The organism is Enterococcus sp. 3H8_DIV0648 (assembly GCF_002140655.1).
Lineage (GTDB): Bacteria > Bacillota > Bacilli > Lactobacillales > Enterococcaceae > Enterococcus_A > Enterococcus_A hulanensis.
In genome coordinates, this window is the sequence record NZ_NGLG01000001.1 from 280,163 (window position 1) to 303,728 (window position 23,566).

23 protein-coding genes are annotated in these 23,566 nt (G+C 38.6%); 20 read left to right on the forward strand and 3 right to left on the reverse strand.

Going from position 1 to position 23,566, the window contains the following annotated elements; genetic code table 11:
* From A5875_RS23500 to A5875_RS01345, 13 genes are all read left to right on the forward strand, one after another.
* Window positions 1-872 (forward strand): PRD domain-containing protein (locus A5875_RS23500; protein WP_176244588.1); only part of this gene is annotated, 872 nt, incomplete at its 5' end.
* A gap of 109 nt (window positions 873-981) precedes the next feature.
* A complete protein-coding gene (locus tag A5875_RS01290) occupies window positions 982-1,386 on the forward strand; it encodes a PTS sugar transporter subunit IIA (RefSeq protein ID WP_176244589.1) in 405 nt (134 codons plus the stop codon).
* Between the two features lie 88 nt (window positions 1,387-1,474).
* Window positions 1,475-2,521, forward strand: coding sequence for a zinc-dependent alcohol dehydrogenase (locus A5875_RS01295; RefSeq protein ID WP_088931934.1), 1,047 nt, complete (start codon window positions 1,475-1,477; stop codon window positions 2,519-2,521).
* Window positions 2,522-2,589: 68 nt separating this feature from the next.
* Window positions 2,590-3,090, forward strand: coding sequence for a PTS sugar transporter subunit IIB (locus A5875_RS01300; RefSeq protein ID WP_088931935.1), 501 nt, complete (start codon window positions 2,590-2,592; stop codon window positions 3,088-3,090).
* Window positions 3,091-3,120: 30 nt separating this feature from the next.
* The gene (locus tag A5875_RS01305; protein ID WP_088931936.1) at window positions 3,121-3,888 is read left to right on the forward strand and encodes a PTS mannose/fructose/sorbose/N-acetylgalactosamine transporter subunit IIC; all 768 of its coding nucleotides are present in this window, start codon (window positions 3,121-3,123) and stop codon (window positions 3,886-3,888) included.
* Window positions 3,889-3,891: 3 nt separating this feature from the next.
* Window positions 3,892-4,737: a PTS system mannose/fructose/sorbose family transporter subunit IID gene (locus A5875_RS01310; RefSeq protein ID WP_088931937.1), complete on the forward strand. Its 846-nt coding sequence runs from the start codon at window positions 3,892-3,894 to the stop codon at window positions 4,735-4,737.
* Window positions 4,738-4,777: 40 nt separating this feature from the next.
* Window positions 4,778-5,932, forward strand: a complete 1,155-nt coding sequence (locus A5875_RS01315; protein ID WP_088931938.1) for an MFS transporter — start codon at window positions 4,778-4,780, stop codon at window positions 5,930-5,932.
* Window positions 5,932-6,780, forward strand: a complete 849-nt coding sequence (locus A5875_RS01320) for a class II fructose-bisphosphate aldolase (protein ID WP_088931939.1) — start codon at window positions 5,932-5,934, stop codon at window positions 6,778-6,780. Before A5875_RS01315 ends, A5875_RS01320 begins: the two co-directional genes overlap by 1 nt.
* 46 nt (window positions 6,781-6,826) lie before the next feature.
* The gene (locus A5875_RS01325) at window positions 6,827-7,774 is read left to right on the forward strand and encodes an aldo/keto reductase (protein WP_088931940.1); all 948 of its coding nucleotides are present in this window, start codon (window positions 6,827-6,829) and stop codon (window positions 7,772-7,774) included.
* 319 nt (window positions 7,775-8,093) lie between these two features.
* On the forward strand, window positions 8,094-9,839 hold the full coding sequence (locus A5875_RS01330; RefSeq protein ID WP_088931941.1) for a carbon starvation CstA family protein: 1,746 nt from the start codon (window positions 8,094-8,096) through the stop codon (window positions 9,837-9,839).
* A gap of 148 nt (window positions 9,840-9,987) precedes the next feature.
* The gene (locus A5875_RS01335) at window positions 9,988-10,707 is read left to right on the forward strand and encodes a LytR/AlgR family response regulator transcription factor (protein WP_176244590.1); all 720 of its coding nucleotides are present in this window, start codon (window positions 9,988-9,990) and stop codon (window positions 10,705-10,707) included.
* A gap of 278 nt (window positions 10,708-10,985) precedes the next feature.
* Window positions 10,986-12,014, forward strand: coding sequence for an ATP-binding protein (locus A5875_RS01340; protein WP_176244591.1), 1,029 nt, complete (start codon window positions 10,986-10,988; stop codon window positions 12,012-12,014).
* 114 nt (window positions 12,015-12,128) lie between these two features.
* On the forward strand, window positions 12,129-12,983 hold the full coding sequence (locus A5875_RS01345) for a CPBP family intramembrane glutamic endopeptidase (protein WP_088931944.1): 855 nt from the start codon (window positions 12,129-12,131) through the stop codon (window positions 12,981-12,983).
* Between the two features lie 37 nt (window positions 12,984-13,020).
* On the opposite strand, the gene A5875_RS01350 is transcribed toward A5875_RS01345, so the two are convergent.
* Window positions 13,021-13,251: a hypothetical protein gene (locus A5875_RS01350; RefSeq protein WP_088931945.1), complete on the reverse strand. Its 231-nt coding sequence runs from the start codon at window positions 13,249-13,251 to the stop codon at window positions 13,021-13,023.
* A 77-nt stretch (window positions 13,252-13,328) separates the two neighbouring features.
* Window positions 13,329-14,576, reverse strand: a complete 1,248-nt coding sequence (locus tag A5875_RS01355; RefSeq protein WP_088931946.1) for a multidrug efflux MFS transporter — start codon at window positions 14,574-14,576, stop codon at window positions 13,329-13,331.
* Between the two features lie 244 nt (window positions 14,577-14,820).
* Between A5875_RS01355 and A5875_RS01360 the strand changes: the two genes are divergently transcribed.
* Complete coding sequence (locus A5875_RS01360) at window positions 14,821-15,192, forward strand: DUF1033 family protein (protein ID WP_088931947.1); 372 nt, start codon at window positions 14,821-14,823, stop codon at window positions 15,190-15,192.
* Window positions 15,131-17,206, forward strand: a complete 2,076-nt coding sequence (locus tag A5875_RS01365) for a DNA topoisomerase III (RefSeq protein ID WP_088931948.1) — start codon at window positions 15,131-15,133, stop codon at window positions 17,204-17,206. The genes A5875_RS01360 and A5875_RS01365 overlap by 62 nt, the downstream gene beginning before the upstream one ends.
* Window positions 17,207-17,259: 53 nt before the next feature.
* On the opposite strand, the gene A5875_RS01370 is transcribed toward A5875_RS01365, so the two are convergent.
* Window positions 17,260-18,204: a ketopantoate reductase family protein gene (locus A5875_RS01370; protein WP_088931949.1), complete on the reverse strand. Its 945-nt coding sequence runs from the start codon at window positions 18,202-18,204 to the stop codon at window positions 17,260-17,262.
* A gap of 144 nt (window positions 18,205-18,348) precedes the next feature.
* Between A5875_RS01370 and A5875_RS01375 the strand changes: the two genes are divergently transcribed.
* From A5875_RS01375 to A5875_RS01395, 5 genes are all read left to right on the forward strand, one after another.
* The gene (locus tag A5875_RS01375) at window positions 18,349-18,843 is read left to right on the forward strand and encodes a TetR/AcrR family transcriptional regulator (protein ID WP_088931950.1); all 495 of its coding nucleotides are present in this window, start codon (window positions 18,349-18,351) and stop codon (window positions 18,841-18,843) included.
* A gap of 95 nt (window positions 18,844-18,938) precedes the next feature.
* Window positions 18,939-21,617, forward strand: a complete 2,679-nt coding sequence (locus tag A5875_RS01380; protein WP_088931951.1) for a sigma-54-dependent transcriptional regulator — start codon at window positions 18,939-18,941, stop codon at window positions 21,615-21,617.
* A gap of 120 nt (window positions 21,618-21,737) precedes the next feature.
* The gene (locus tag A5875_RS01385) at window positions 21,738-22,055 is read left to right on the forward strand and encodes a PTS sugar transporter subunit IIB (RefSeq protein WP_088931952.1); all 318 of its coding nucleotides are present in this window, start codon (window positions 21,738-21,740) and stop codon (window positions 22,053-22,055) included.
* A 23-nt stretch (window positions 22,056-22,078) separates the two neighbouring features.
* Window positions 22,079-22,408 carry a PTS lactose/cellobiose transporter subunit IIA gene (locus A5875_RS01390; protein ID WP_088931953.1) on the forward strand — a complete coding sequence of 110 codons (330 nt, stop codon included), beginning with the start codon at window positions 22,079-22,081 and terminating at the stop codon, window positions 22,406-22,408.
* Window positions 22,409-22,419: 11 nt separating this feature from the next.
* Complete coding sequence (locus tag A5875_RS01395; RefSeq protein ID WP_088931954.1) at window positions 22,420-23,562, forward strand: GNAT family N-acetyltransferase; 1,143 nt, start codon at window positions 22,420-22,422, stop codon at window positions 23,560-23,562.
* Window positions 23,563-23,566 lie beyond the last annotated feature (4 nt).

The following is a 23,566-nucleotide window of genomic DNA, read 5'->3' on the forward strand; positions in this document are numbered from 1 at the left end:
ATCCAGAAGAATACGATTCAGCAATAAAAATGAGAAGAATACTGAATCAAAAACTGGATTTTTATATTCCAGAAGGAGAGTTGAATTTTTTTACTTTATTTTTGCATTTGGCAAATAAGAATGAAGAAAAAAAAGTAGGAATAATTGCCCTCTCCCATGGTGAAAATATCGCTACTAGTATGTGCAAATTAGTTAATTCTTTTTTAAACACTGACTATGCTATTGGAATTGATGTCCCATTAGAAGAAAGCGTGGAAGCAGTATTGGATCAAACGATCGATCTCGTTCAAAAAATCGACAAAGGCAGAGGAGTATTGATTTTGTCGGACATGGGATCTTTGAGTCAATTTGCGGGGCTGGTTAAAGACAGAACAGGAATTGATACAAGAAATATTTCACCAATAAGCACACCATTGTTACTAGAAGCAACCAGCAAGATTATTAATACAAACATAGATTTAGAAACCTTATACAACTCACTTGATAGTGAGCTATCTAATAGTATGAATAGTGGAGAAGCAGTTCCTATGGATTATCGATTAATCGAGTATCTCCAACAGGTGCTGCTATTTCTTGATCCTAAAAAAACAGTAAATTTGTTGGATAAAGTATTCAGCCAAATATTGTTGGGGGCAGATATTATTGGTGACAACGGATTGTGGATTAAATTTATTTTTCATTGTTCTAGTATGATCGAACGAATAATGATGGGAGATGCATTGCCCTACAATGCGATAGAAACGTTAAAACAGACGCATAATAAACTGTTCACTATTATAAAGAAAGAATTTTACACCATTGAAGAAAGTTTCTTCATCACACTTCCTGATACAGAACTAGCTTATGTCTTAGAAATTTTTGATACACATTGATACACATCCTTCTGGTAGTTAAAAAAGAGTGATGAATCCTACGTTTTGGTACAAAAAGTAAATTGGCATGTCTTTTGCATTAGTAAAGGTAAGAAAGGAGGGACAGAGTTTGATTAGTATTATAGTTTTCACACATGGACCACTATCTGGGGCTTTAGTAGAGAGTTCAAAAATAATCTTAGGAGAGTTTGATAATGTTACCACCTTCTCTCTGTATTCAGGAGATAATATTTCTCAAATCAGTGAAGATGTGGAACAGGCTATTTCAGAAAAAGCATCAAATTCTAATGTCTTGTTACTAACTGATATCCCAGGAGGAAGTCCAACAAATATTTCTGCAGCAGTTTTGCAAAATGCCGACTTTGAATGTTTAACAGGAGTGAACTTGGCAATGCTGCTAGAAGCTATATTGTTAAAGGGAACGGTTTCTGATTTTAAGGAATACGTCAGTCAAGTGGAGGAAGCAGGAAAAAATGGAATACTAGATTTAAAAAAATTAATAGAAGCTACTTAATAAGAATTTAGTGTTGATTGAACCTCTGTTTCCAGACACTGCCTAAGTCGTGGATTAAAAGTTAGTAGTAACAAAGGGAGGACCAAACATGAAAGTAAAGACGGGAGTACTATTAGAAAAAAAGAATGCAGCCGTTCATGAAAGAGAATTGGGAGAAGTAGGAAGCAAGCAAGTCTTGGTCAAAATGGATACTTGTAACTTATGTACTACAGATTATCAACAATGGTTGGGGTTGAGGGAACATCAAGGGTATCCAATGGCAGGAGGACACGAGAACTCTGGAATAGTTGTAGAAATCGGTAGAGATGTGAAGAATGTTGCTATTGGAGACAGAGTGGCGTTTGGCTATAATTTTTGCGGTGAATGTCCGGAATGCCGAAAAGGAAATACTTATATGTGCTCAAATGCAAGTCCATTGGCAGAAACAGAAGATGGCTATCGCGGTTTCTTTGGCTATGCACAATACAAACTAGCCGAATCAAAGTACACCATCGTTTTGGATAAGGACGTAAAGCCTGAACATGCAGGTTTTGTGGAGCCTTTGGGGACAGTTTTACATGGATTAAACAAACTAGAATTGAAACCGCATTCAACTGTAGCGATCGTCGGCGCAGGAACAATGGGGTTGCTAAATGGGATTGCAGCTAAAACGTTTGGTGCAAGGGTCATTTTCAGTGAATTGAGTCAGAAAAAAATCCAACGAGCTCGAAATCTAGGTTTTGAGGTAGTTGATGCTACTGCCGTTGATCCAGCAGCTGAAATCATTAAGCTAACTAAAGGAAACGGTGCAGACATCGTCATTGGTGCAGTTGGTTCTACAAAAGCTTATGAACAATGTATTGCGATGTTGAAAAAACAAAAAGGGAAATTCTTAGTGTTTGCTGCGGGTTATCCCGAACCTGAATTAAAAGTCAGTCCTAATGAAGTCCACTATCGAGAAATTGAAATTATTGGAACAATGGGTGGAAACATTAGTGATTTTGAATTAGCAGCTGAGTATTTAAGTAAAGGAATTATTGACGTAAGCAGTTGTTTAGAAGACGTTAAAATCGGTTTAAAGGATATTCAAAAAGCTTTCGAAGTTGCTGCAACTCCAGACATGTATCGTGTAACGATTGATTGTCAGGATGTTTAAGAGCGAGTGAAATATTCACCGATTTCATTCAAAATACTGCTCCAATCAAAAAGAAAGGAGAGATTTATATGAGTAATGTGGCTTTGTTAAGGATTGATGATCGACTAGTTCATGGACAAGTCGTTACAAAATGGATTCAAGATTCAGGAGCAAATACAATCATTATTGTGGATGATTTTTTAGCTACGAATAGCTATTTAAGCAATGTATATAAGATGGCGGCACCAAAAGGCATAAATGTTTCTATCTATTCGGTGGAAGATTTCTGTACGAAAGAGGATGCAGGAGATTTTGCGGACTTAAAATTGTTGCTACTGTTTAAGAGTGTGGATTCTCTTGTTAAAACATTTGATTCAGGTTTTTTTACAGAAAAAGTTCAGATTGGCGGATTAGGAGCAAGTGCTGGGAAGAAGTTAGTTTATCGTACCATTGCATTATCAGAAGCCGAAGCAAAACAACTAGTTGATATTTTGAATAAAGGTGTGGAAATTTATTTCCAAGTTGTTCCAGACGATCGTCCTCAACCATTGGAAAGTATCGTTCAGAAAAAATTCAGCATCTTGAACTAGCGGAAAATAAAGTGATAAGGAGAATGAAAAATGAATTCTAATAGTATCACACTAATCCAAGCAATTCTCATTGGTTTATTTTACTGGTTTAAGGGAACCAGTTTAGGCTATACGTTTTCTGTTTTTCTTGGATTCTCTCCACTGCCTGCATCGTTATGGGTCGGAATTGTTTTAGGAGATATTCCTACAGCAATGATGGTGGGAGCTTCCTTACAGATGATGTATTTAGGACTATTGGCCCCAGGTGGAGCAGCGCCATCGGACCCTTGTATTGCTGCTTTGGTTGCCACGACGGTAACGATTGTGTCTGGAGTAGATATCAAAGCTGCAGTGGCTCTTGCTGTTCCAATCGGTTTATTGGGGATTCAACTGAATAATCTTGTGTTCATGATAAACGGCTTTTTTGCTCACTATACAGATAAGAAAGTAGAAGAAGCAGATACGAAGTCGTTGTTTAGAATAAATGTGATTTACTTGAATGCCATCAAGCTTTTATTCTATGCTCTTCCATTGACATTATTGTTATACCTAGGTGTTTCTAGCGTTTCTAATATCATGACAATCATTCCTGATTTCATACTGAAGGGATTAAGTTTAGCAGGCGCTATGTTACCAGCCTTGGGTTTTGCTATTATCGTTGGTCAAATCGGAAAGAAAAATTTATTGCCATATTTTTTAGCTGGATTTTTCCTAATTCAATATACAGGAATTCCAGTGATTGCGTTAGCTATGCTAGGGTTGTTTTTAACCTATTTACATGTCACTTTTACTGGGAATAAGACGGAGGAAGGAGTGTAAAAAATGGAGGAAACGACTGTAACACAGAAAGATAAAAAAATAATTACTCAAAAAGATTTAAATAAAGCTTGGTTAAAATGGTGGTGGACAGCAGAAACCTCCCATTCATTTGAAAGGTTAATGGGTGTGTCATTTGGTGTGAGTTTATCTTCGATCTTGAAAAAACTATACAAAAATAAAGATGATCTAATAAGTGCACTTAGGAGACATACACAGTTTTTCAATACTCAGGCAGTTTGGGGTTCTTTGATTCCCGGAATTGTAATTGCTATGGAAGAAAAAAAATCTCAAGGTTCTGATATTCCAGAAGAAATTATCATCGGGACTAAAACAGGCTTGATGGGAGCCATAGCCGGAATCGGCGATACGATTGATTGGGGAATGTGGCTGCCGATTATTTTGGGAATGTTTATTGGCGTAGCAGAGCAAGGAAGCTGGATTGGAGCCATTGCACCTTGGATTCTTTTCATGGTAATTACTTTGATAGAAAGTTACTTCTTCTTTATGCTAGGCTATCGCACAGGAGAATCATCGGTTGAGAAACTTCTATCTGGCGGTAGAATTCAAACGCTGATCACTGGAGCGAGTGTCATGGGTTTGTTTATTATGGGTGGATTGGCCGCTAGTTACATTAAAGTGACTACACCTATTGTGATCAATTCTGGCGGTGTGGAAAGTTTAAATATCCAGACAGCCATTTTAGATGCTATTTTACCAGGTATTATCCCTTTGCTGATTGTGACCGGTGTCTACTTATATCTGGAAAAAGTTAATCGAAATTTCACCTATGCCATGCTTTGGATCATTGGCATTTCAATAATCGCTGGAGGCTTCAATATACTGAAGTAAAGAAAGGGATGAGTGGTGGTAGTTATTTTAGGTGATACAGATGAAAAGTAAAGAAAGAATTTTACTATTGTTGGCGAATACGTTTTTATGGATGACCATTGGATTATACTTGCCGTTTTTAAGTGCCTATTTGTTATTACAAGGTTTGACGGCTCAAGAAGTTGGCTTAATTGTGGCACTGTTCCCGTTCATGTCTTTAATTGCTGTTCCCTTTTGGGGGAAGATTAGTGATAAAACAGAAAATTCCAAAAAGGTTATTATGTTTGCTTGCCTTGGCGTTGCCACATCAATCTGGTTGTTCTATTTAGCAGCTAATTTTTTTCAATATTTTTTATGTGCATCCCTAACGTCATTGTTTTTAGCCGCATTAACACCATTATTAGATTCACTTATTCTCTCCATTTGCAACGTAAAGGGAATGAATTTTTCACTTTTTCGAATCGGAGGGACGATTGGTTATGCAACGATTGTCTTGATTTATGGATTTGTTCTAAATCAGTTTCCAAAGCTTCAGTTTGTATCAATGTCTGTACTTTCATTGCTTTTATTGCTAACCGTGATGCAAATAACTGTTCCCGAAAAGAAAAGTATTTCTGTGCAACCAAAAAAGGGAAAGTTATTTACTTCAAACCAAGTTTATTTTGTCATCTTCGTTTCTACGCTTTCTATGTTTGGTGTGAATTATATCGGAAATTTTCTTGGGATTATTCTAATTGAAGCTAAAATATCTCGCTCTATGATTGGTGTATTAAATTTCGCTTCAGCATTTAGCGAGATACCAATTTTATTGACGATTGATAGTATTTTGAAGCGGATGGACACCAGGAAGATATTGGTCTTTTCGACTATCACGCTTGTGGTACGTTTGTTGCTGCTATCAACTGGAAATATCTTGTTCATGCTTCTCTCGCAGATTTTACAAAGTACGTCATACATGCTGGTATATTACTCAAGTATTCACTTTGTGATGCACCATACCTTCTCTGGAAAAGAGGCACAAGGAAACAGTTTACTATTCTCTATTCAAAACGGAGCGGGATCAATTTTTTCAAGCTTGATTGGTGGTTGGCTGATTGAGGCATTCAATGCAAGAGTAGGTACGATTATACTTGCCGCAGCAGTTTTTGTCATTTTGATAATATCTGTTTTGGTGAAAAAAGGAAGAACTAACACTTTTACTAGGAGGAATACTTAATGTTAATCAAAGTAAATGAATTACTAGATCATGCTACGAAAAATAAATACGGTGTTGCTGCAATTAATGTCATGAATTATGAAACAATTAAGTGTGCGATTAAAGCGGCGGAAATTGAAAGAGTTCCGATTATTATTCAGTTTTACCCAGGCTTTGACACATACATTCCTTTGACACATATTTCCTATATGGCAATTGATTTGGCTAAAAAAGCAACAGTTCCTGTAGCAGTTCATTTAGATCATTCTGCATCTTTTGAAATTGCAGTGGGGGGTATCAGGGACGGGTTTCCTTCGGTAATGGTTGATGGTTCATCATTGCCATTTGAGGAAAATGTGAAGCTGACAAGTGATGTAAAAAGAATTGCATCCGTTTTCGATATTGATATTGAAGCTGAGTTAGGTCATGTAGGAGATGCGAGCATTGAAGATGATATTATAAATGCCAACAAATATACAGATATTGACCAAGCCATTGAGTTTGTAGAAAGAACAAACTGTGATTCATTGGCTGTTGCAGTGGGTAATGCTCATGGTGCCTACATTACTGAACCTAATCTAGATTTTGACAGAATCAAAAAATTAAGAGATGTATTGGATATTCCCTTAGTTTTACATGGTGGTTCAGGTATTCCTGATGAACAAATGATGGAAGCAGTTAATTGCGGAATGAGTAAATTTAACATTGCGACAGAATATTTTAACGCTATGTTTGATACGCTTTCGGAAAAATCAAAGGAGACAGCTAATCGAGATGGTTTCAAACTGATGAATGATATAGAACAACCGATGATTGCTTTTGTAACAAAGAAAATCAAACTCTTAAATCCAAATAACGTCACAGTCTAAATAATAAATTTTGCTAAATCCGAAATTAAGTGAGGGAGATTATTGAATGAGATATAAAGAATTTAAAAATGCAGGATGTAAGGTCTCTGAATTAGCTGTAGGTACATGGGCGACTGGGGGACAGAATTACGGGAAAGTCAATTTTAAGGACAGCATCAGCGCAATTGTTGAAATGGTCGACAGAGGTGTAAACTTAATTGATACTGCACCAGTTTATGGGAATGGTACATCTGAAAAAGTAGTTGGAGAGGTTTTAAAATCTATTCAACGAGATAAAGTTCTTATTTCGACTAAAGCGGGTCTTATCACTGACATCTATACAAGAGACGCGGTGAAAGATGCAAGTTATCGAAATATCATGAGGGAAATTGATAGCTCGTTAAAGAATTTGAATACAGATTATATCGATTTTTACTTTGTTCATTGGCCAGATGCAACAACCCCAATATCTGAAACAATGGCAGCGTTAAATTATTTAAAGGATCAAGGATATATTAGATATATCGGCGTATCGAATTTTTCTCGGGAACAAATCATAGAAGCACAACAATATGCTCAAATCGATGTACAACAGCCGCCATTCTCAATGGTAAACATGAAAGAGATAGAACTTATTAAATGGGGACACGAGCAAGGAATCACTAGCATGTCATATGGATCACTGGGGGCAGGAATTCTGAGTGGTACTATTAGAGAAAATCCTAATTTGGCAAAAGATGACATTAGGATGACATTCTATGATTATTATCATGAGCCCAAATTTTCCAAGATACAACAACTACTTACTTTGCTTGATGAAATTGGTGAGAAGTATGGAAAATCAATTCCACAAATAGTGATTAATTGGTCAACACAACAGGAGTACATTGGGACTGCTCTAGTTGGTGTAAATACTGTTGAGCAAGCTATTGAAAATTGTTCAACATTTGACTGGAAACTAAATGAAGAGGATCTTAATAGGATTAGCCAGAAAATTCAAGAGTTAGAAATTTGATAATTTAGTATCTCTTTTTAGAAGGAAAACTATCAAGTTGCTCACCCAACTTTGTCAAAAACAATTAGTATAAGAACAGTCAGATTATAGAGAAGTCCAATTATGGGGTTATCAACAATCTGACTGTTTTTTTGTGACTACTTCTGCATTTTGTTGTTCGCAATTGTTGAAGTTTAATACTTTGAAAGAGCGTCTCTTTTTCCATATATATTTACAGAAAATTCTTGAAAATTAAAATGATTCTCTTTACATGCTCATGGAATTGTGGGAATATACTAATTAAATATTTATTATAAATTGAAGAGAGTTGGGTGAGGTTATGAATGGTGTTGTTCTATTAGTATTTGCTATTATTTGTTTTGTCGCGGCCTATTTTATTTATTCCCGTTGGTTGGAGAAAAAATGGGGGATTAATCCTAAGGCTGTAACGCCTGCGGTCGCTATGGAAGATGGCGATGATTATGTTCCTGAACCGGCTTTTGTGGTGTTTAGTCATCAGTTTTCATCGATCACTGGTGCAGGACCCGTGACAGGTCCGATCATCGCAGCGATGTTCGGCTGGTTGCCGGCATTTTTATGGATTTTATTTGGTGGAATTTTCTTCGGAGCTGTCCATGACTTTGGTGCGTTGTATGCTTCAGTCAAGAATGAAGGGAAATCAATCGGTCTGATTATTGAAAAATATATCGGAAAGCTTGGTAAAAAGCTGTTTCTATTGTTTTGCTGGTTATTTGCTCTTTTAGTTATCGCTGCGTTTGGCGATATCGTGGCGACAACTTTTAATGGTTTGACGCCAGATGTTCCGGCGGCAGTAAATACGGCAAATGCTTCAGCGGCTTCGATCTCGATGCTGTTCATCGTTTCTGCTGTGTTAGTCGGCTTTTTCATGAAAAAGGTTCATTTAAAAGGAATTGCTATGCATGTTTTTGGGATCGCGGTTTTATTAGTGACACTTGCTGTTGGCATTATGTTTCCGATTTTTGCAGATAAGCAGACTTGGTTATTGATCGTATTTGCTTATCTATTCTTAGCTTCGGTCATGCCGATTTGGTTATTGATGGCTCCTCGGGATTTTCTTAGTACTTATATGCTGCTGGGGATGATCATCGCTGCTGTTTTAGGGCTTTTAGTAGAAGCGCCTATGGTTGAGTTGAATGCCTTTAATGGTTTTGCTGTACAAGATGCGACTGGCAATGTGAAATATTTATTCCCGATTTTATTCATTACAGTTGCCTGCGGTGCGGTTTCTGGTTTCCATAGTTTGGTCTCTTCGGGAACATCATCAAAACAGGTAACGAATGAAAAGCATATGCGTCCGATTAGTTACGGAGCAATGATGTGTGAATGTGTGTTAGCGGTTGTAGCTTTGGTAGTTGCAGGTGCGGTTGCAAAAAATGGGCAATTGCCGGCAGGAACACCGTTTCAAATTTTTTCTGGTTCAGTTGCGGGCTTCTTAACAAAATTTGGTTTACCGTTGAACATTGCACAAGCCTTCATGACGATGTGTGTTTCAGCGTTGGCTTTGACTTCGCTGGATTCAGTTGCTCGTATCGGTCGGATGTCGCTGCAGGAATTCTTCTATGAAGAAGGCGTGGAGCAAAAAGGTTTGGCAAAATTACTAACGAATAAATATGTGGCGACCATAGTTACTTTAGGTGTAGGATTTGTTTTAGCGCTTGGCGGTTACAACAGCGTTTGGCCTTTATTCGGTTCAGCGAACCAATTGTTAGCTGCGATGGTGATGATCGCTGTAGCAGTGTATATGAAGACCTCTAAAAAATCTGGTGTCATGTTCTATATTCCGATGGGGATCATGTTAGCTGTGACCTTTACAGCGTTAGGGATGTCGATTTACGGATTAGTAACGAAGTTGATTAATGCAACGCAATATCTAGTAACCATTCCGGCAGTTCCAGCCGCAGGACAATTTGTCGTCTTATCAGATGGCTTGCAGCTAGTTTTCGCCTTCTTATTATTAGGTCTTGGACTAATGGTAGCGACTAAATGTTTACGTTCTTTATTTAATGTAGAAACTGAAAGTTCTGAAGAAGTTATCGCAGAATAAGCAATATAACGACTCTTAAAGGGGTCGTTTTTTTTGCCTTTTGACAAAGCGGGGAAAATATTTATGGAGCTTCTTGTTTATTCGAAACGGATGAAGGATACTAGATAAAAGTGCTTTAACGCTTACAAAAAAGGAAATGGAGAAAAGAATGAATATAGCTATCTGCGATGATAACCCCAAAATGGTCGGTCAAATTGAAAACCTATTATTATCGTTTTTTGAAAATGATCCCAATCAATTTAATTACGAAGCGTTTCTTTCTGGAGAATCACTAGTGGAACACTTAACTAACAGTGTGTCTTCGTTTCAAATCTATTTGTTAGATGTGGAAATGAAATCGTTAGATGGGTTTGATGTGGCGCGTGCGATTAGAGAAAAGGATCAGCAGGCAATCATCATCTTTATTACCAGTCATGTAGAGTTGATGCCTGAGGCTTTTGAAGTTAATGCTTTTCATTATCTGATCAAACCAGTAGACGAGATCAAGGTTAAACAAGTCTTAACAAAGGCCTTGGAGCAATTGACGTTACGGAAAATGATCCTCCAATTTACGATTCAGAAAAAAGTTCACACCGTTTATTTAGGAGAGGTCGAATATTTTGAGAGCATGAAGCGAAAAATGATCATTCATTTGAAGAGTGGGGAAGAATACGAATACTATGGAACGATGAAAGAGGTCATTGATAAAGTATCTCCGCAATTATTTACACAGATCCACAATTCTTTTGTGATCAACATGGATTATGTTCAAGTAAAGAGCGGAGAAACGATTGTGATGCAATCAGGACGAGAAATTGCCATCACTAAGAAATTCAATCAAACCTTTCAACGCGCCTATCGAAATTATGTATTGATGAGGACAAAATAATGACGTTTAGCGGATTATTCGAACTTATCAAATCAGTGAATGATATCTTTATTATGAGCGTGTTTTTTTCATGCTATTTGCCAGCACGATCCATTGACTATTGGCAGAAACACAAGTCAAAAGGTCTTTTCGCTGTATTAATTGTAATAACAGCATATCTAATAAGAAACATTAGTCCAATGTATTTGTCATTTGGCTCCTTTTATATGCTGGTTAACGTTGCGACATACATTTTTTTAATGTACAGCATTGGTTATTTCTTTTTTAAAGGACAAGCGGTGACAAAGCTATTATTGATTTTTCTTTCAATGATTCTGGTGCTGTTTTTTGATTTTCTGGTCTATTGGATCATTCAGAATCTTTTTGCGGTAAATTATTTTGCTTCGAATCAATTATCTTATGCTTATGGAGGAATATTTGCCAGTCAGTTTATCCAACTGATTGCGGTTTTTCTTTTACGGGCTAAACGGAAAGCTCCGATAGGTATCAACGGGAAAAACAGCTTCTATTTATTACAAGTTTTGATTCCTTTTATGACAAGCTTGTTCTTTATTATTTACCCGATTTTTGTTGAGCAGCAGGCACAAGATGATGATGTGCGTTTTTTCATGGTTGTCTTACTATTTACAGTGATCAATTTGGTTCATTTCCTCATTCTTGAAATTCACCAGAAGCTGGAAAAAGAAAACTACGAAAATCTTTTTCTAGTTCAGGAGTTTGCCCATCGCGAGGAATATTATCAGCAGATGGAAAATCATCAAACCAAAATACGTGCGATTCGTCATGATTTAAAGAATCAATTGCTGACACTGGTTGCTGACAGTCATGACTCGGAATCCCAGATCGAAAAATTATTAGGCGAAATTATCAAGGAAGAAGCCAGTCAGTTTACTCAAAATAGCGGCATCAATCAATTATTAAGCAATAAGTATCAGCGAGCACTGGAAAGTAATATCCAAACCAGCTTTGAAGTAAAGGTCCCCGCCGAGATGAATTTTGAAATGCGGGATTTAGGAGCGTTGATTGGAAATGCCATTGATAATGCGATCGAGGCTTGTCAAAGATCATCACAGGAACGGTGGATCGATTTGAAATTGATTTATTTTAATCATATGTTGTTGCTGGAAATCGAAAATAGTACGGCTGAACAGGTGACCGATTTTAAAACACAAAAGAAAAAGGCGTTTGAACATGGCTTTGGGGTTAAAAGTATTCAAGCGATCACAGAGAAATACCAAGGCGACATGCTTTATGAAGCAAAGAAAACCTCCTTTCGGTTAGAATTATCGATCTGGGAACCGAATTAGCTGCGAGTTGTTACACAAAAAAGGGTCATTCGTTACATTTTGCAAAGAAACTTCTTTTTTCCTCCTATACTAAAGTCAGTTAATAAATGACAGAAAAACAGGAGGAATAAAAACATGATGAAGAATACAGTATCAGTAGAAGAAAAAGGGTATAAGCCGGGGAAATTTTTTGGTTGGGTGTTTTTGATTACTTGGGGCAGTTGGTTGATTGCAGCATATCTAAGCTATAATCATCCTGATCCGAATTTTTACTCGATCTTTTTAATCCCGGGGTTGTTTGCACCAGTACTGGTTACGATCGCATTTATCGCGATGCCGAAAAATCGTTTGATTCGGAAAGATTTCTTTCAACGTCTTTTCGATATGAAGAAAATAAATCTAGCGCCATTAGTAAAAATTTGTTTGATCATGGGATCGTCTGTAGTAGCAGCTATTCTTATCTCAGTTCTATTCGGTGGTTCAATCAATCAGCTGCAATTGTCAGAGGACTTCAAGTTTTCAGCTGGCTCGATTCCCGTTTTGATGGTAATGATTATCGCGCCTGTACTAGAAGAAATTGGTTGGAGAGGTTACGGTGTTGATGCGTTGTTGAGTCGTTTTAATCTCCTTACTGGTTCTTTGATGTTCGGCTTCTTATGGTCAATTTGGCATTTGCCGCTAGTATTTGTTAAAAATTACTCGATGAATCTTTTGTTACAAGAAAATGTTTGGTTTGCAGTCAATTATTTTGTCAGTATCATTCCTTTGGGGATCATATTAAACTGGCTGTATGTTAAGAGCAACCGCAGCACGTTAGCGTTGATCATTTTCCATATCTTCTTGAATTTCATGCAGACATCAACGCAAATGACCGAATGGACGAGCTGTATTCAAACAGTGGTTATCATTAGTATTGCTGGCTTGATCGTTCTTACGAATACGGAACTCTTTTTCCCGAGCTTAAAGGTTTATTCAGAAATTGAAGCATAAGAAAAAAACATCGTCTGATTCCGACGATGATTTTTTTCTATGCAAGACTTTGGGCAAAATGCGCCATTGCAACTTTCACTTCATTTAATTTTTCAGGTTTGATCAGAGGGAATAGTTTTTCTTGGAGTTTTTTAAACTCTTGCAGACTCAGTGCCTCAGTTTCTTGATCCGCGAAACTTTTGACCAAAATCGCCTTTGCTTCCTCTTCTTTTCCTTCAATCGTGTTGTTTAGGAAAAAGTCTAAAAACTTTAATTGTCCTTCGAGCATGTTGTTCACTTCTTTCATTAGAATCATTTATTAGTATAAAAAATTAACGAGGAAGTTGCCATCAATAAGACTTGAAATCAGTGAGTTTGCTGTGTCGAATGATATTTCTCAGCGATTTCCTTCGTATTGCGGTGCACCAGCAGGTAATTAGTCAAAACCAATGCTGAGGTTGAGACAAAGACGCCGCGATAACCAAAGATCGATGAAACGCTGGAACCGATCATAGGACCAACAACATTTCCGGCTGCTTGGAAGGATTGATTATAGCTGAAAATTCTTCCGGCAGCTGCTTGCGGTGAATATTTTGTGATCAAGGCTTGAACAGCTGGTAAGAGACAAGCGTCAGAAATGCCGACTAAAAACCGTAAAAAGGCCAATTGCCAGACATTGGTCACAATTGCCATCGGCAAGAAGACCAGCATTGCAAAGATCAAACCGATACCTAAAACTTTTTCGCTGCCGATTCGGTCGCCGAGACGGCCAAAGCGTGGTGCCGCGATCAAGGTTGCAATACCAGGGATTGACGCGATGATGCCGCTGACTAACGTAATGTTGCCATGATTGTGCATCAATTGCCGGATATATAAGCTGATGATTGGACTAATCGAGTTATTCGAGGCTTGGATGATCAAGGTCGTAACGAACATACCGATGACTACGTGCGGATATTTTAAACTATGAAAAATTTCTTTTGCGGGAAGCATATCTTTCTTCTCAACAGGGGTAAACTCTTCGTGGACAAAGATCAAACTGAGCAGAAAAACTAAGAATAGAATACTGCCGGTGATAAAGAAAGTTAGACGGTAACCAAAAATCGAGGCGGTCACGCCGCCTACTAGAGGACCTAGCAAGTTGCCAGTTACTGCACCGGTCGCCAGAGTTCCGAGGACTTGTCCGCTTTTTTCTCGCGGGGTACCTGTCGCAACTAGAGCCGTCGCGTTGCTGATATAGCCGGAAAAAACACCTTGAAGCAAACGCAGACCAATCAATTGATACACATTTCCGACAGTGCCCATCAAACTAATAACAATCGCCATTCCAAGAGAAGCGCGCAGAAGCATCAGTTTGCGCCCTTTTTGATCGGCTAATCGACCCCATAAAGGAGAAACGATCGCGGTGATCAAGAAAGTGGAGGAAAAAGTAATCCCGCTCCAAAAGTTTAGCTGCTGATTACTGTAGCTGCCCAAAGTATCTATGTATAAGGACATAAATGGCATGACGAGACTAAAGCCGATACCAGCCATAAAAGTACCAAACCAAAGAACGATCAAATTCTTTTGCCAAGTGGGACGTGGTTGAAATAATTTATTCTTGATTTTACTCAAACTAAAAAAGGCCTTCTTTCAGAAAAAATGAAAATTTCAAAAAACAATTTTCATTATAACTCTCTTAAGGACCATGTAAAATTATGCCGCTTTGTGTTAGGATATTATTAAGAAAAAAGCAATATTTTTCTGCAAATTTTTTGCGGTTATCTAATTTTTTCTTGAACTTGTATCAGCCAGAAACAATTTTCTTGAATTTTTCTTTCATGATACTTATGATTGAGATGGAAAGAAGGGTAGCGGGATGTATCAAGTAATAACAATGTACGGTGATAATGAACCTTGGTGGTTCTTTGAAGAATGGCAAGACGATATCCAAGAGACCGCGGCTTTTGAAGATTTTGATGCGGCTGTAGCATATTATGAGCATCGTTGGAACGAGCTCCAAAAGACTAATACATATAGCAATGCAAAACATAACTATTTAAGCGCATTTTGGAAAGATCAGGATGAACGCTGGTGTGAAGAGTGTGATGACTATTTACAGCAGTATTGGGGTCTGGCGCTATTAAAGGACGAACAGCCGTTGACGGTTGACAGCAGAAAGGAATTTTATGAAACAGCTAATTATAGCGGAAAAGCCAAGCGTTGCAAGAGACTTGAGCAAGGTGCTTAACGCCAATCAAAAGAATAAAAATTATTTTGAAGGACCCAATGTTGTTGTGACTTGGGCCCTTGGTCATTTATTGAGCCTAAAAATGCCAGAGGATTTAAATAAGGAATGGCAGAGCTGGCAGATGGAAACATTGCCGATGATCCCAAAACACATCGGGATCAAACCGTTGCCAAAAACGCGCGGACAATTAAAATCGATTCAACAGTTAGCCAAACGCAAAGATATTTCAGAAGCGGTGATCGCGACAGATGCTGGGCGTGAAGGTGAATTAGTCGCACGTTGGATTTTAGAATATGTGAGATTTGAAAAGCCGGTCAAACGCTTATGGATCTCTTCGCAAACAAATAAGGCCATCAAAGACGGCTTCAAAAAGCTGAAGCCTGCCAAGGAGTATGACAATTTGTACTACTCTGCTTTGGCACGGGCAAAAGCTGACTGGCTTGTCGGCTTGAACGTTACTAGAGCGTTAACCGTAAAGTACGAAGACAGCTTATCCGCAGGCCGGGTGCAAACACCGACCCTTGCGATGGTACGTCAGCAAGAAAAGAAAATTGAAAAATTCCGTCCACAGAATTATTTCGTGATTTCTTTAGAAGTCGATGGACAAAAGGCCAAGCTGAATCAAAAAAATCCATATGGGATCACAGAGCGCGAGGCAGCTGAAAAATTAGTTAAAGAGCTGTCTCAGCAAAAAGGTACTGTGACTGAGATCACTGAAAAGGAAAAAACCGAACCAGCTCCGCTGCCTTATGATTTAACAGAAATTCAGCGAGAAGCCAATGCGCGTTATCAATTTTCAGCGAAGAAGACATTGTCGTTAGTCCAAAGCTTGTATGAAACGCACAAAATCGTCACGTATCCACGAACGGATAGTAAATATCTGACTAGTGATATGAAGGCGACTATGAAAGAGCGCCTGCAAGCCGTTAGTGATTTTGCACCAGAGGTAAAAACCTACATTAAAAATGGCGGGCAAGTAAAACAACAGCGGGTCTTCCAAGATAGTAAAGTGACGGATCACCATGCATTGATTCCAACTGAGCAACGGGCGCGCTTTGAAAAATTATCAACCGACGAACAACGCATCTACAATATGATCGTGACCCGTTTCTTAGGTTTATTTGCGGATGCTCACAAAGAAAGTCAGCAAAAAGTGACTGTGACATTCCAAAAGGAAACCTTTACCTTCCGTCAAAACAAGGTTCTAGTAGCCGGCTGGAAACCAGCTGAAGAAGCTAAAAAACCTGTTCAATGGTCAAATGGAATGAAGGTCGTACCGAATTTTACGATCGAAAAAGCTTTGACTTCGCCGCCGAAACCCTTGAATGAAGGAACATTGCTGGGTCAGATGGAAAAGCATAGTCTGGGAACACCGGCAACTCGTGCGGAGATTATCGAGAAATTGATCAAATCAGAATTGATGGAGCGGACGAATACAGGACTATTAGTTTCGCCAAAAGGCAAGCAATTACTAGAGCTGGTAAACCCATCGTTAGTGACCCCAGAATTAACAGAAAAATGGGAGAAGCAATTAGAAGCGATCGCCGATGGCAAATACAGCAGTAAACAATTCTTGCAAGAAATCGAAGCCGATACGAAGAAGCTAGTTAGCGAAGTCAAACATAGTGACAAAAAATATCAAGACTTCTCAATTACTGCCAAGAAATGTCCAGAGTGCGGCTCGCCATTACGAGAAAAGAATACGCGCGATGGTAAGATCTATATCTGTACCAATCCGGAATGTAACTATCGTCGTCGGAAAGATCCTAAAGTCTCAAATCACCGCTGTCCGCAATGCCACCGCAAGATGGAGATCATTGATGGAAAGAATGGATCTTACTTCCGTTGTAAATATGACGGGACAACAGAGAAGATGCTAGATAAGAAAGAACGTTCGAAAAAAATGACGAAGAACGAAGAACGTCGTCTATTGAAAAAAGTCAATTCTCAAGAAGAACCACAAGAAAGTCCTTTGGCTGCCGCACTCAAAGCAGCAATGGAAAACAAAGACTAATCCACAAGCCTGCTAAGATGTTCCGTCTTAGCAGGCTCTTTCATTTAGATCATTTATGAAGCTGAGGATGAAAGTCCTTGGCTTTTTTCATATTTCTCTTTAGCCGCCTGCAGCAACGAATCAAGTTTTGGACTTTTTTTGGTTTGATATTGTTCAAAATCAATGATTAATTGCTGCACTTCCTTGAAGTCCCCTTGAACCATTTGACTAATCGGTAGTCGATAATAGAGTGTGTAAAAAAGTTTGGAAAGTGCTGGATGCTGAAACAAAAAATTTTGTCCTTTAGGCAGTATTTCATGGCCGCTTGCTTCCAAACGTTCAGTACCTTCTTTTAATGCTTGCGGAAGCGTTGAAATTTCACCGCTTCTCCGAATGGCCTCAGCAGAAAAATCATAAAGGTATTCAAAAGAATTTTGTACCATGATCATAGTTGCATGGCTCTTCAGCCAATCGTCCATTTTTGCTTCATAGCGCCAGACATAATTTGTTCCATTAAATGCTGTATCTAGCATGTTTGTAATCTTAAAATCAGCTGTTAATGAACCAACCTTCAATTGTCCTTTCCCAAAACGTAAAATTGAGATTCCTTTGTCAGTTTTGATTCCGCCAGTCATTTGAAAGCCGAAATAGATAGCTTTTTGTTGTGTGCTTCTTTTCTGCAGCTCTTTTTCTAATCCAGCAGCGTTTAGCTGATTACCAATAAAGAGAATTGTTTGACTGCAGTTTTTTGCTAATGGTTCAATGATTGCTGGGAAATCGCTGTATTTCATCGTAACAAAAATCAAATCATACTTATCTTCCGGTCGAAGCTTCTCGATCACACGAATGTTGTCCTTGGTTAGTTTTCGCTGCAGCCTGTGGTACAATACGACACCGTCGCTCAACAGTTCTTCCTTTCTTTTTCCCCGTGCTAAGAGGGTGACTTGATTATCTCCCTTCATAAGCGAGTGGGCTAGATAGCTTCCCTGAATGCCTGCACCGTAAATTAGTATTCTCATAATGTCATTCCTTTCAAAATCAACAGGTGTTGATTAATCAACTTGTGTACAATATAATAAAGTGATATTTAATAAGTTTCAATCAACAAAAATGAGAGACTGTTGATAAATGAACAGTAATCAAATAATGATCGGAGCAGAGTGATGGATAGAAGAAAGCGAAAAACACAAACTACAATCACAGATGTGTTCTATCAACTTTTAAAGAGAAAAAGCTACGAAGAAATATCAGTGAGTCAGATTTGTCAGGTAGCCGATATTAATCGTGGGACCTTTTACCTTCATTTTATGGATAAAGATGATTTGCTGGAGAAAAGTATCGCTCATGAAATGCAGAAATTATTCAATTACTGCGATAGGTGTGAAGAATCGAGTGATCTAAAGAAGTTGGAAAAAACGTTTGAATATATTGCAGCGCATCGAGATCATTTGCGGCGATTGTTTCTTGCGGATAAGCAGGGATTCTTTGCCCGCTTCCAAATCAATTATTTAATGGAACAAATGACAGATCAACCACAGCTGACCAGTATCTTCTTCGCTCATGGATTTGTTGGTCTGTTGGAACATTACTTAGTGAATGATATTTCCGAAATAGAGATATCACAGGAAATAGAAAAAATTACTCATTCACTTCGTTAAAAAGGATTCGATTTTTTTCAAGAATATTTAGTAGAAATTCAAAAAGAAAAGGGTTACAATGTAAATGGTTTATACCAATTTCGGGAGGGATTTTTTTGAAATCAAGAAAAGACGAAGTATTAGAGGCATTGAGAGCAAATCCTAACGAACAGACGGCACAAGAACTGGCAGATCAGCTGGGGGTTGACCGCACAAACGTCAGCCGCTACTTGAATGAATTGACGAAAGACGGGACAGTCAAAAAAATTGATGGACGTCCGGTAAAGTTCCAAATCACTACTGTGTCAACAGAGGGACATATTAACTTTGATAATTTGATTGGCCGCGAGGATTCTCTGAAGAGTCAGATTCAAAAATCAAAAGCGGCTATTTTATATCCACCACGCGGATTACATACGATTATTTTTGGTGAGACCGGCACAGGGAAGACGATGTTTGCGGAATGTATGTATCGTTACGCTGTTTCGGCCAAAGTTTTAGATGAAAATGCGCCGTTCATCACATTCAACTGTGCAGATTATGCGCAAAATCCACAATTACTCTACGGACATATCTTTGGTGTGAAACGAGGCGCTTTTACTGGAGCTGAAGAGACACGCGCAGGATTAATGGAACAAGCGGACGGCGGTATTTTATTTCTGGATGAAATTCATCGCTTGCCTCCAGAAGGGCAGGAAATGCTTTTTACCTTCATCGATAAGGGAACTTTCCGTTCATTAGGGGATGGACAAGAAAAGCAGGCTTCGGTACAGATCATTGGAGCAACGACAGAGACTAGCTCTATGTTTTTATCGACCTTCAATCGGCGAATTCCGATGCAGATCGAACTGCCTTCTTTAGCGGAGCGTTCGTTGGATGAACGTTTAGCAATCATTAAGGAATTTCTTCAACAAGAGGCCAATCGGTTGATGCAGGAAATTGCGATTGATAAAAGAAGCCTGCTCGCGTTTCTTCTATATAATGCAGAAGGAAATATCGGGCAGTTAAAACGAGATTTAAAATTAGTTTGCGCTAAGGCGTTTCTTCATCACCAAACCAATAGCGAGTCAGAAAAATTAATGATTGTTGAAGAAGATCTGCCGTTAGTTGTGCAAAAGGGTTTATTACGGATGAATGAAGTCCAAGATAAATTAACCCCTTTTATGGATAAAAGAAATCTATATTTGACCTTAAAGCCCGGGACTGAAGAAGTGGTTTGGGGACAAGACCCGAATAAGGACATGGAGGTCTACCACTCAATCACTTATAAGTTAGAAAAATTAGGCCGTGAGAATTTATCGGAGATTGATTTGGAAGAATTGATTTCAGATGATGTGGATCAATATTTTGAGACATATGTTGAAGAGCTTTCCCACAGTAATGCGTATCGAGAAATTATTTCCGACGATCTATGGAAGCTGGTGAATGAACTTTATGATTTTGCTTCTGTTCAAATGAATCGAGAATACGACGAAAAGGTACGTTTCGCTTTTGCACTGCACATCAATTCAACGATCGAGCGAATTCGTGGCAATCAGTTTATTTCTCACCCTAATTTGAATGATATTCGCCGCAGCTACTCGAAGGAATTTCAGTTGGCGATTGAATTATCTAATCGAATCGAAGAAGCCTATAATATTATGATCCCGTTAGATGAGATCGGCTTTATCACGATGTTCTTGACGATGGATAATCAAGAACAACAAAAAGTAGATGAACGACAAGTCGCTGTTCTCGTTGTAATGCATGGAAAGTCAACGGCTTCAAGTATGTTAGAAACGGTGCAGGAACTCTTAGGAACCACTCATGGGATCGCCTTTAACATGCCCTTAACGTTGAATACTGAAAAGATGTATGGTCAGATCAAAAATTATATCCAAGGAAAACGGGAAGAGTTCTCAGAAGGGATCATTCTTTTGACGGATATGGGTTCACCAAATAATTTCGGTAATCTGATCTTCCATGAAATGGGCATCCGCACACGAGTAATCTCGATGACCAGTACGATGCTGGTGCTGGAAAGTATCCGTCTAGCAACGCTGGGCCGTTCATTAGAAGAAATCTACACTAGTGTGATTTCAATGTTCCAAACAATGGTCCGTCTAGAAGAACCGACGCAAAAGGATGAAAAGAAAGTAATCATCGTTGCCTGCTTTACCGGTGAAGGTGTCTCTAAACGTTTGAATGAAGTGGTCTCTCAGATCGTTAATTTGGATGAGTTCGAGGTCATTCAAATGCAATCATTAGAACGGGAAAGCTTCAAGCACCGCATCGACCAGCTAATCACACACAAGGATATCGTGGCGATCGTAGGAACTATGGAGATCCATTATCAAAAGATTCCGTTTATTCCGGCAATGAATTTATTCAAGCGGGATAAGATCTTAGAGTTTCAAGATTTATTAGGCAGTACGATTACGCTCCCTGAGATGGTCGATTCATTAACTAAGAACTTTTCACCTGAGCTAGATGTGAAAACACTCTTTTTACTGATTGATGATGTCTTGCAATTGATCCGTAAAGATCAAGAGCTGATTATCGAGAATACAGCGATGCAGGCGTTAAGTGTGCATATTGCTTTCTTGGTAGATAAAATCAAAAAAGGCGAAGAGCGGCCGGCATTTGAAAACGTGAAGTATTTCCATCAAGAGCATCTTCTACGTTTTAACCAAACCGCGGCCAGTCTATCATTGATTGAGAAACAGTTTGGTGTTCACTTTATCGAAGACGATATCGCTTACATCGTTAAAACACTTGAAGATAATCGAATTGAACTAGGATTGCACAGTGTGTAATCCTAGTTTTTTTGTGTGTAAGATGAAAACCTTATCACAACAGCTTCTGTGCGATGAAAAAGTTGGCACGGGACTTGCTTTATATAAAGTGTACAATAAAAAAATTAAGGAGTGTCAATTATGAAAAGAATTATGTTAGTTTGTGCAGCAGGAATGAGCACTAGTTTACTAGTAACAAAAATGGAAAAAGCAGCAGAAGCCCAAGGATTGGAATCAGATATCTTTGCAGTATCAGCATCAGAAGCAGATGCAAAATTAGAAGACGCAAGCAAACCAGTCGATGTTTTATTATTAGGCCCTCAAGTTCGTTTTATGAAAGGTCAATTTGAAACAAAATTAGCTGACAAAGGTATTCCAGTTGATGTAATCGACATGAAAGATTATGGCATGATGAACGGTGAAGCTGTTCTAAATACTGCACTTAATCTTATGAAATAAGAAGGAGAAGGGGAGCTAAGCAAATGAGCGAAACAATGAGTCAAGAACAATTGGAAGCGGTGATGGGGTTAATCATCAATGCCGGCAATGCAAAAAGCGATGCAATGGAAGCGATTCAGGCAGCTAAAGATGGCGACTTCGCCTTAGCTCAAGAAAAACTTGCTGCGGCAGATCAAGCTTTAGTGGAAGCACATCACTCTCAAACAGGGCTATTAACGGAAGAAGCAAGCGGCAACCCAATGACCGTGACACTTTTAGCGGTTCACAGTCAAGACCACTTGATGACTAGTATTACCTTTAACGATATGGCCAAAGAAGTAGTAGATGTTTACAAACGTTTGGGGAACGAATAGGAAGTGATCCCGTGAAATTAACTCGTGATCAAGAAACGTTGAAAGCGATCACAGGTTTAATTGAATACGCTTTTAGAAAGCAGCAAACAATCATCAATGATCCGCTCTTTTTATCTCGCTATGAACACGCAGATGTATACGGTGTTTATCAAGAAGATGAATTAACTAATTTAGTGATGGCGAATCATTTTGAGATTCAATTTTTTCAACAGAGAGTCAAAATGGCTGGTGTTGGTTATGTAGCCAGTTATCCAGAATATCGAGGTAAAGGCGGGGTCAGCAGCATCATGGCTGAACTTTTAACTGATCTTCATCAACAAGGAGTGGCGGTTTCACAACTTGCCCCTTTTTCCGAAGATTTTTATCGTCAATTTGGATACGAAGCTACTAGCCGAAGAAAAACATATCGCATTCCAGCACTAGCCTTTAATTATTTGACAAGTGAAAGAAGGGGGAATGTCAAACGTGGGACCTGGCAGCAGATGAAGCCAGTGATCCAATCAATTTATCAGCGCTTATTAAAACAGCAGCAAGTTGGCACGGTTGTTCGTGAAGATTGGTGGTGGGATCGTCTAAATGAGTATTATCCACACCGTTTTTACGCCGCAGCTTATGACGACACTGGTGAAGCGAAAGGATACATTATTTATCGAATGCAGGGCCGCGCATTAGTAGTAGATGAGCTTGCTTATGAAAACGAATTTGCACTGCGAAAATTATTAACGTACTTGAAATCCCATGTCTCATCATTTGAAGAATTTCTTTATCATGCGCCTGTCCATGAAATCATTGAAAAATGTTTTCGTGAACAAGAATATTTTACGATTACTTTAGAACCTTATATGATGAGTCGAATTATTGACATTGAGCAATTATTACCGAAACTTCCGCTTAACCAAAAAGAAATTATTATAGAAGTAACTGAAGATAAGGAATGTCCTTGGAATGTTGGTAGCTGGCTGATCAGTCAGGGGAATTGTCAAAAAGTACAACAAGCAGGCGATATTAAAGCTTCGATTCATGGGTGGAGCGAATTATTACTGGGAGAATTAACTTTAGCCGAAGGAATCTTCCTCGGAAAGGTCTCAACCTCAAAGGGTTTTGAGACAGAAATTTTCCTAAAAGGTCGACAAAGTTTTTACGATTATTTTTAAAATA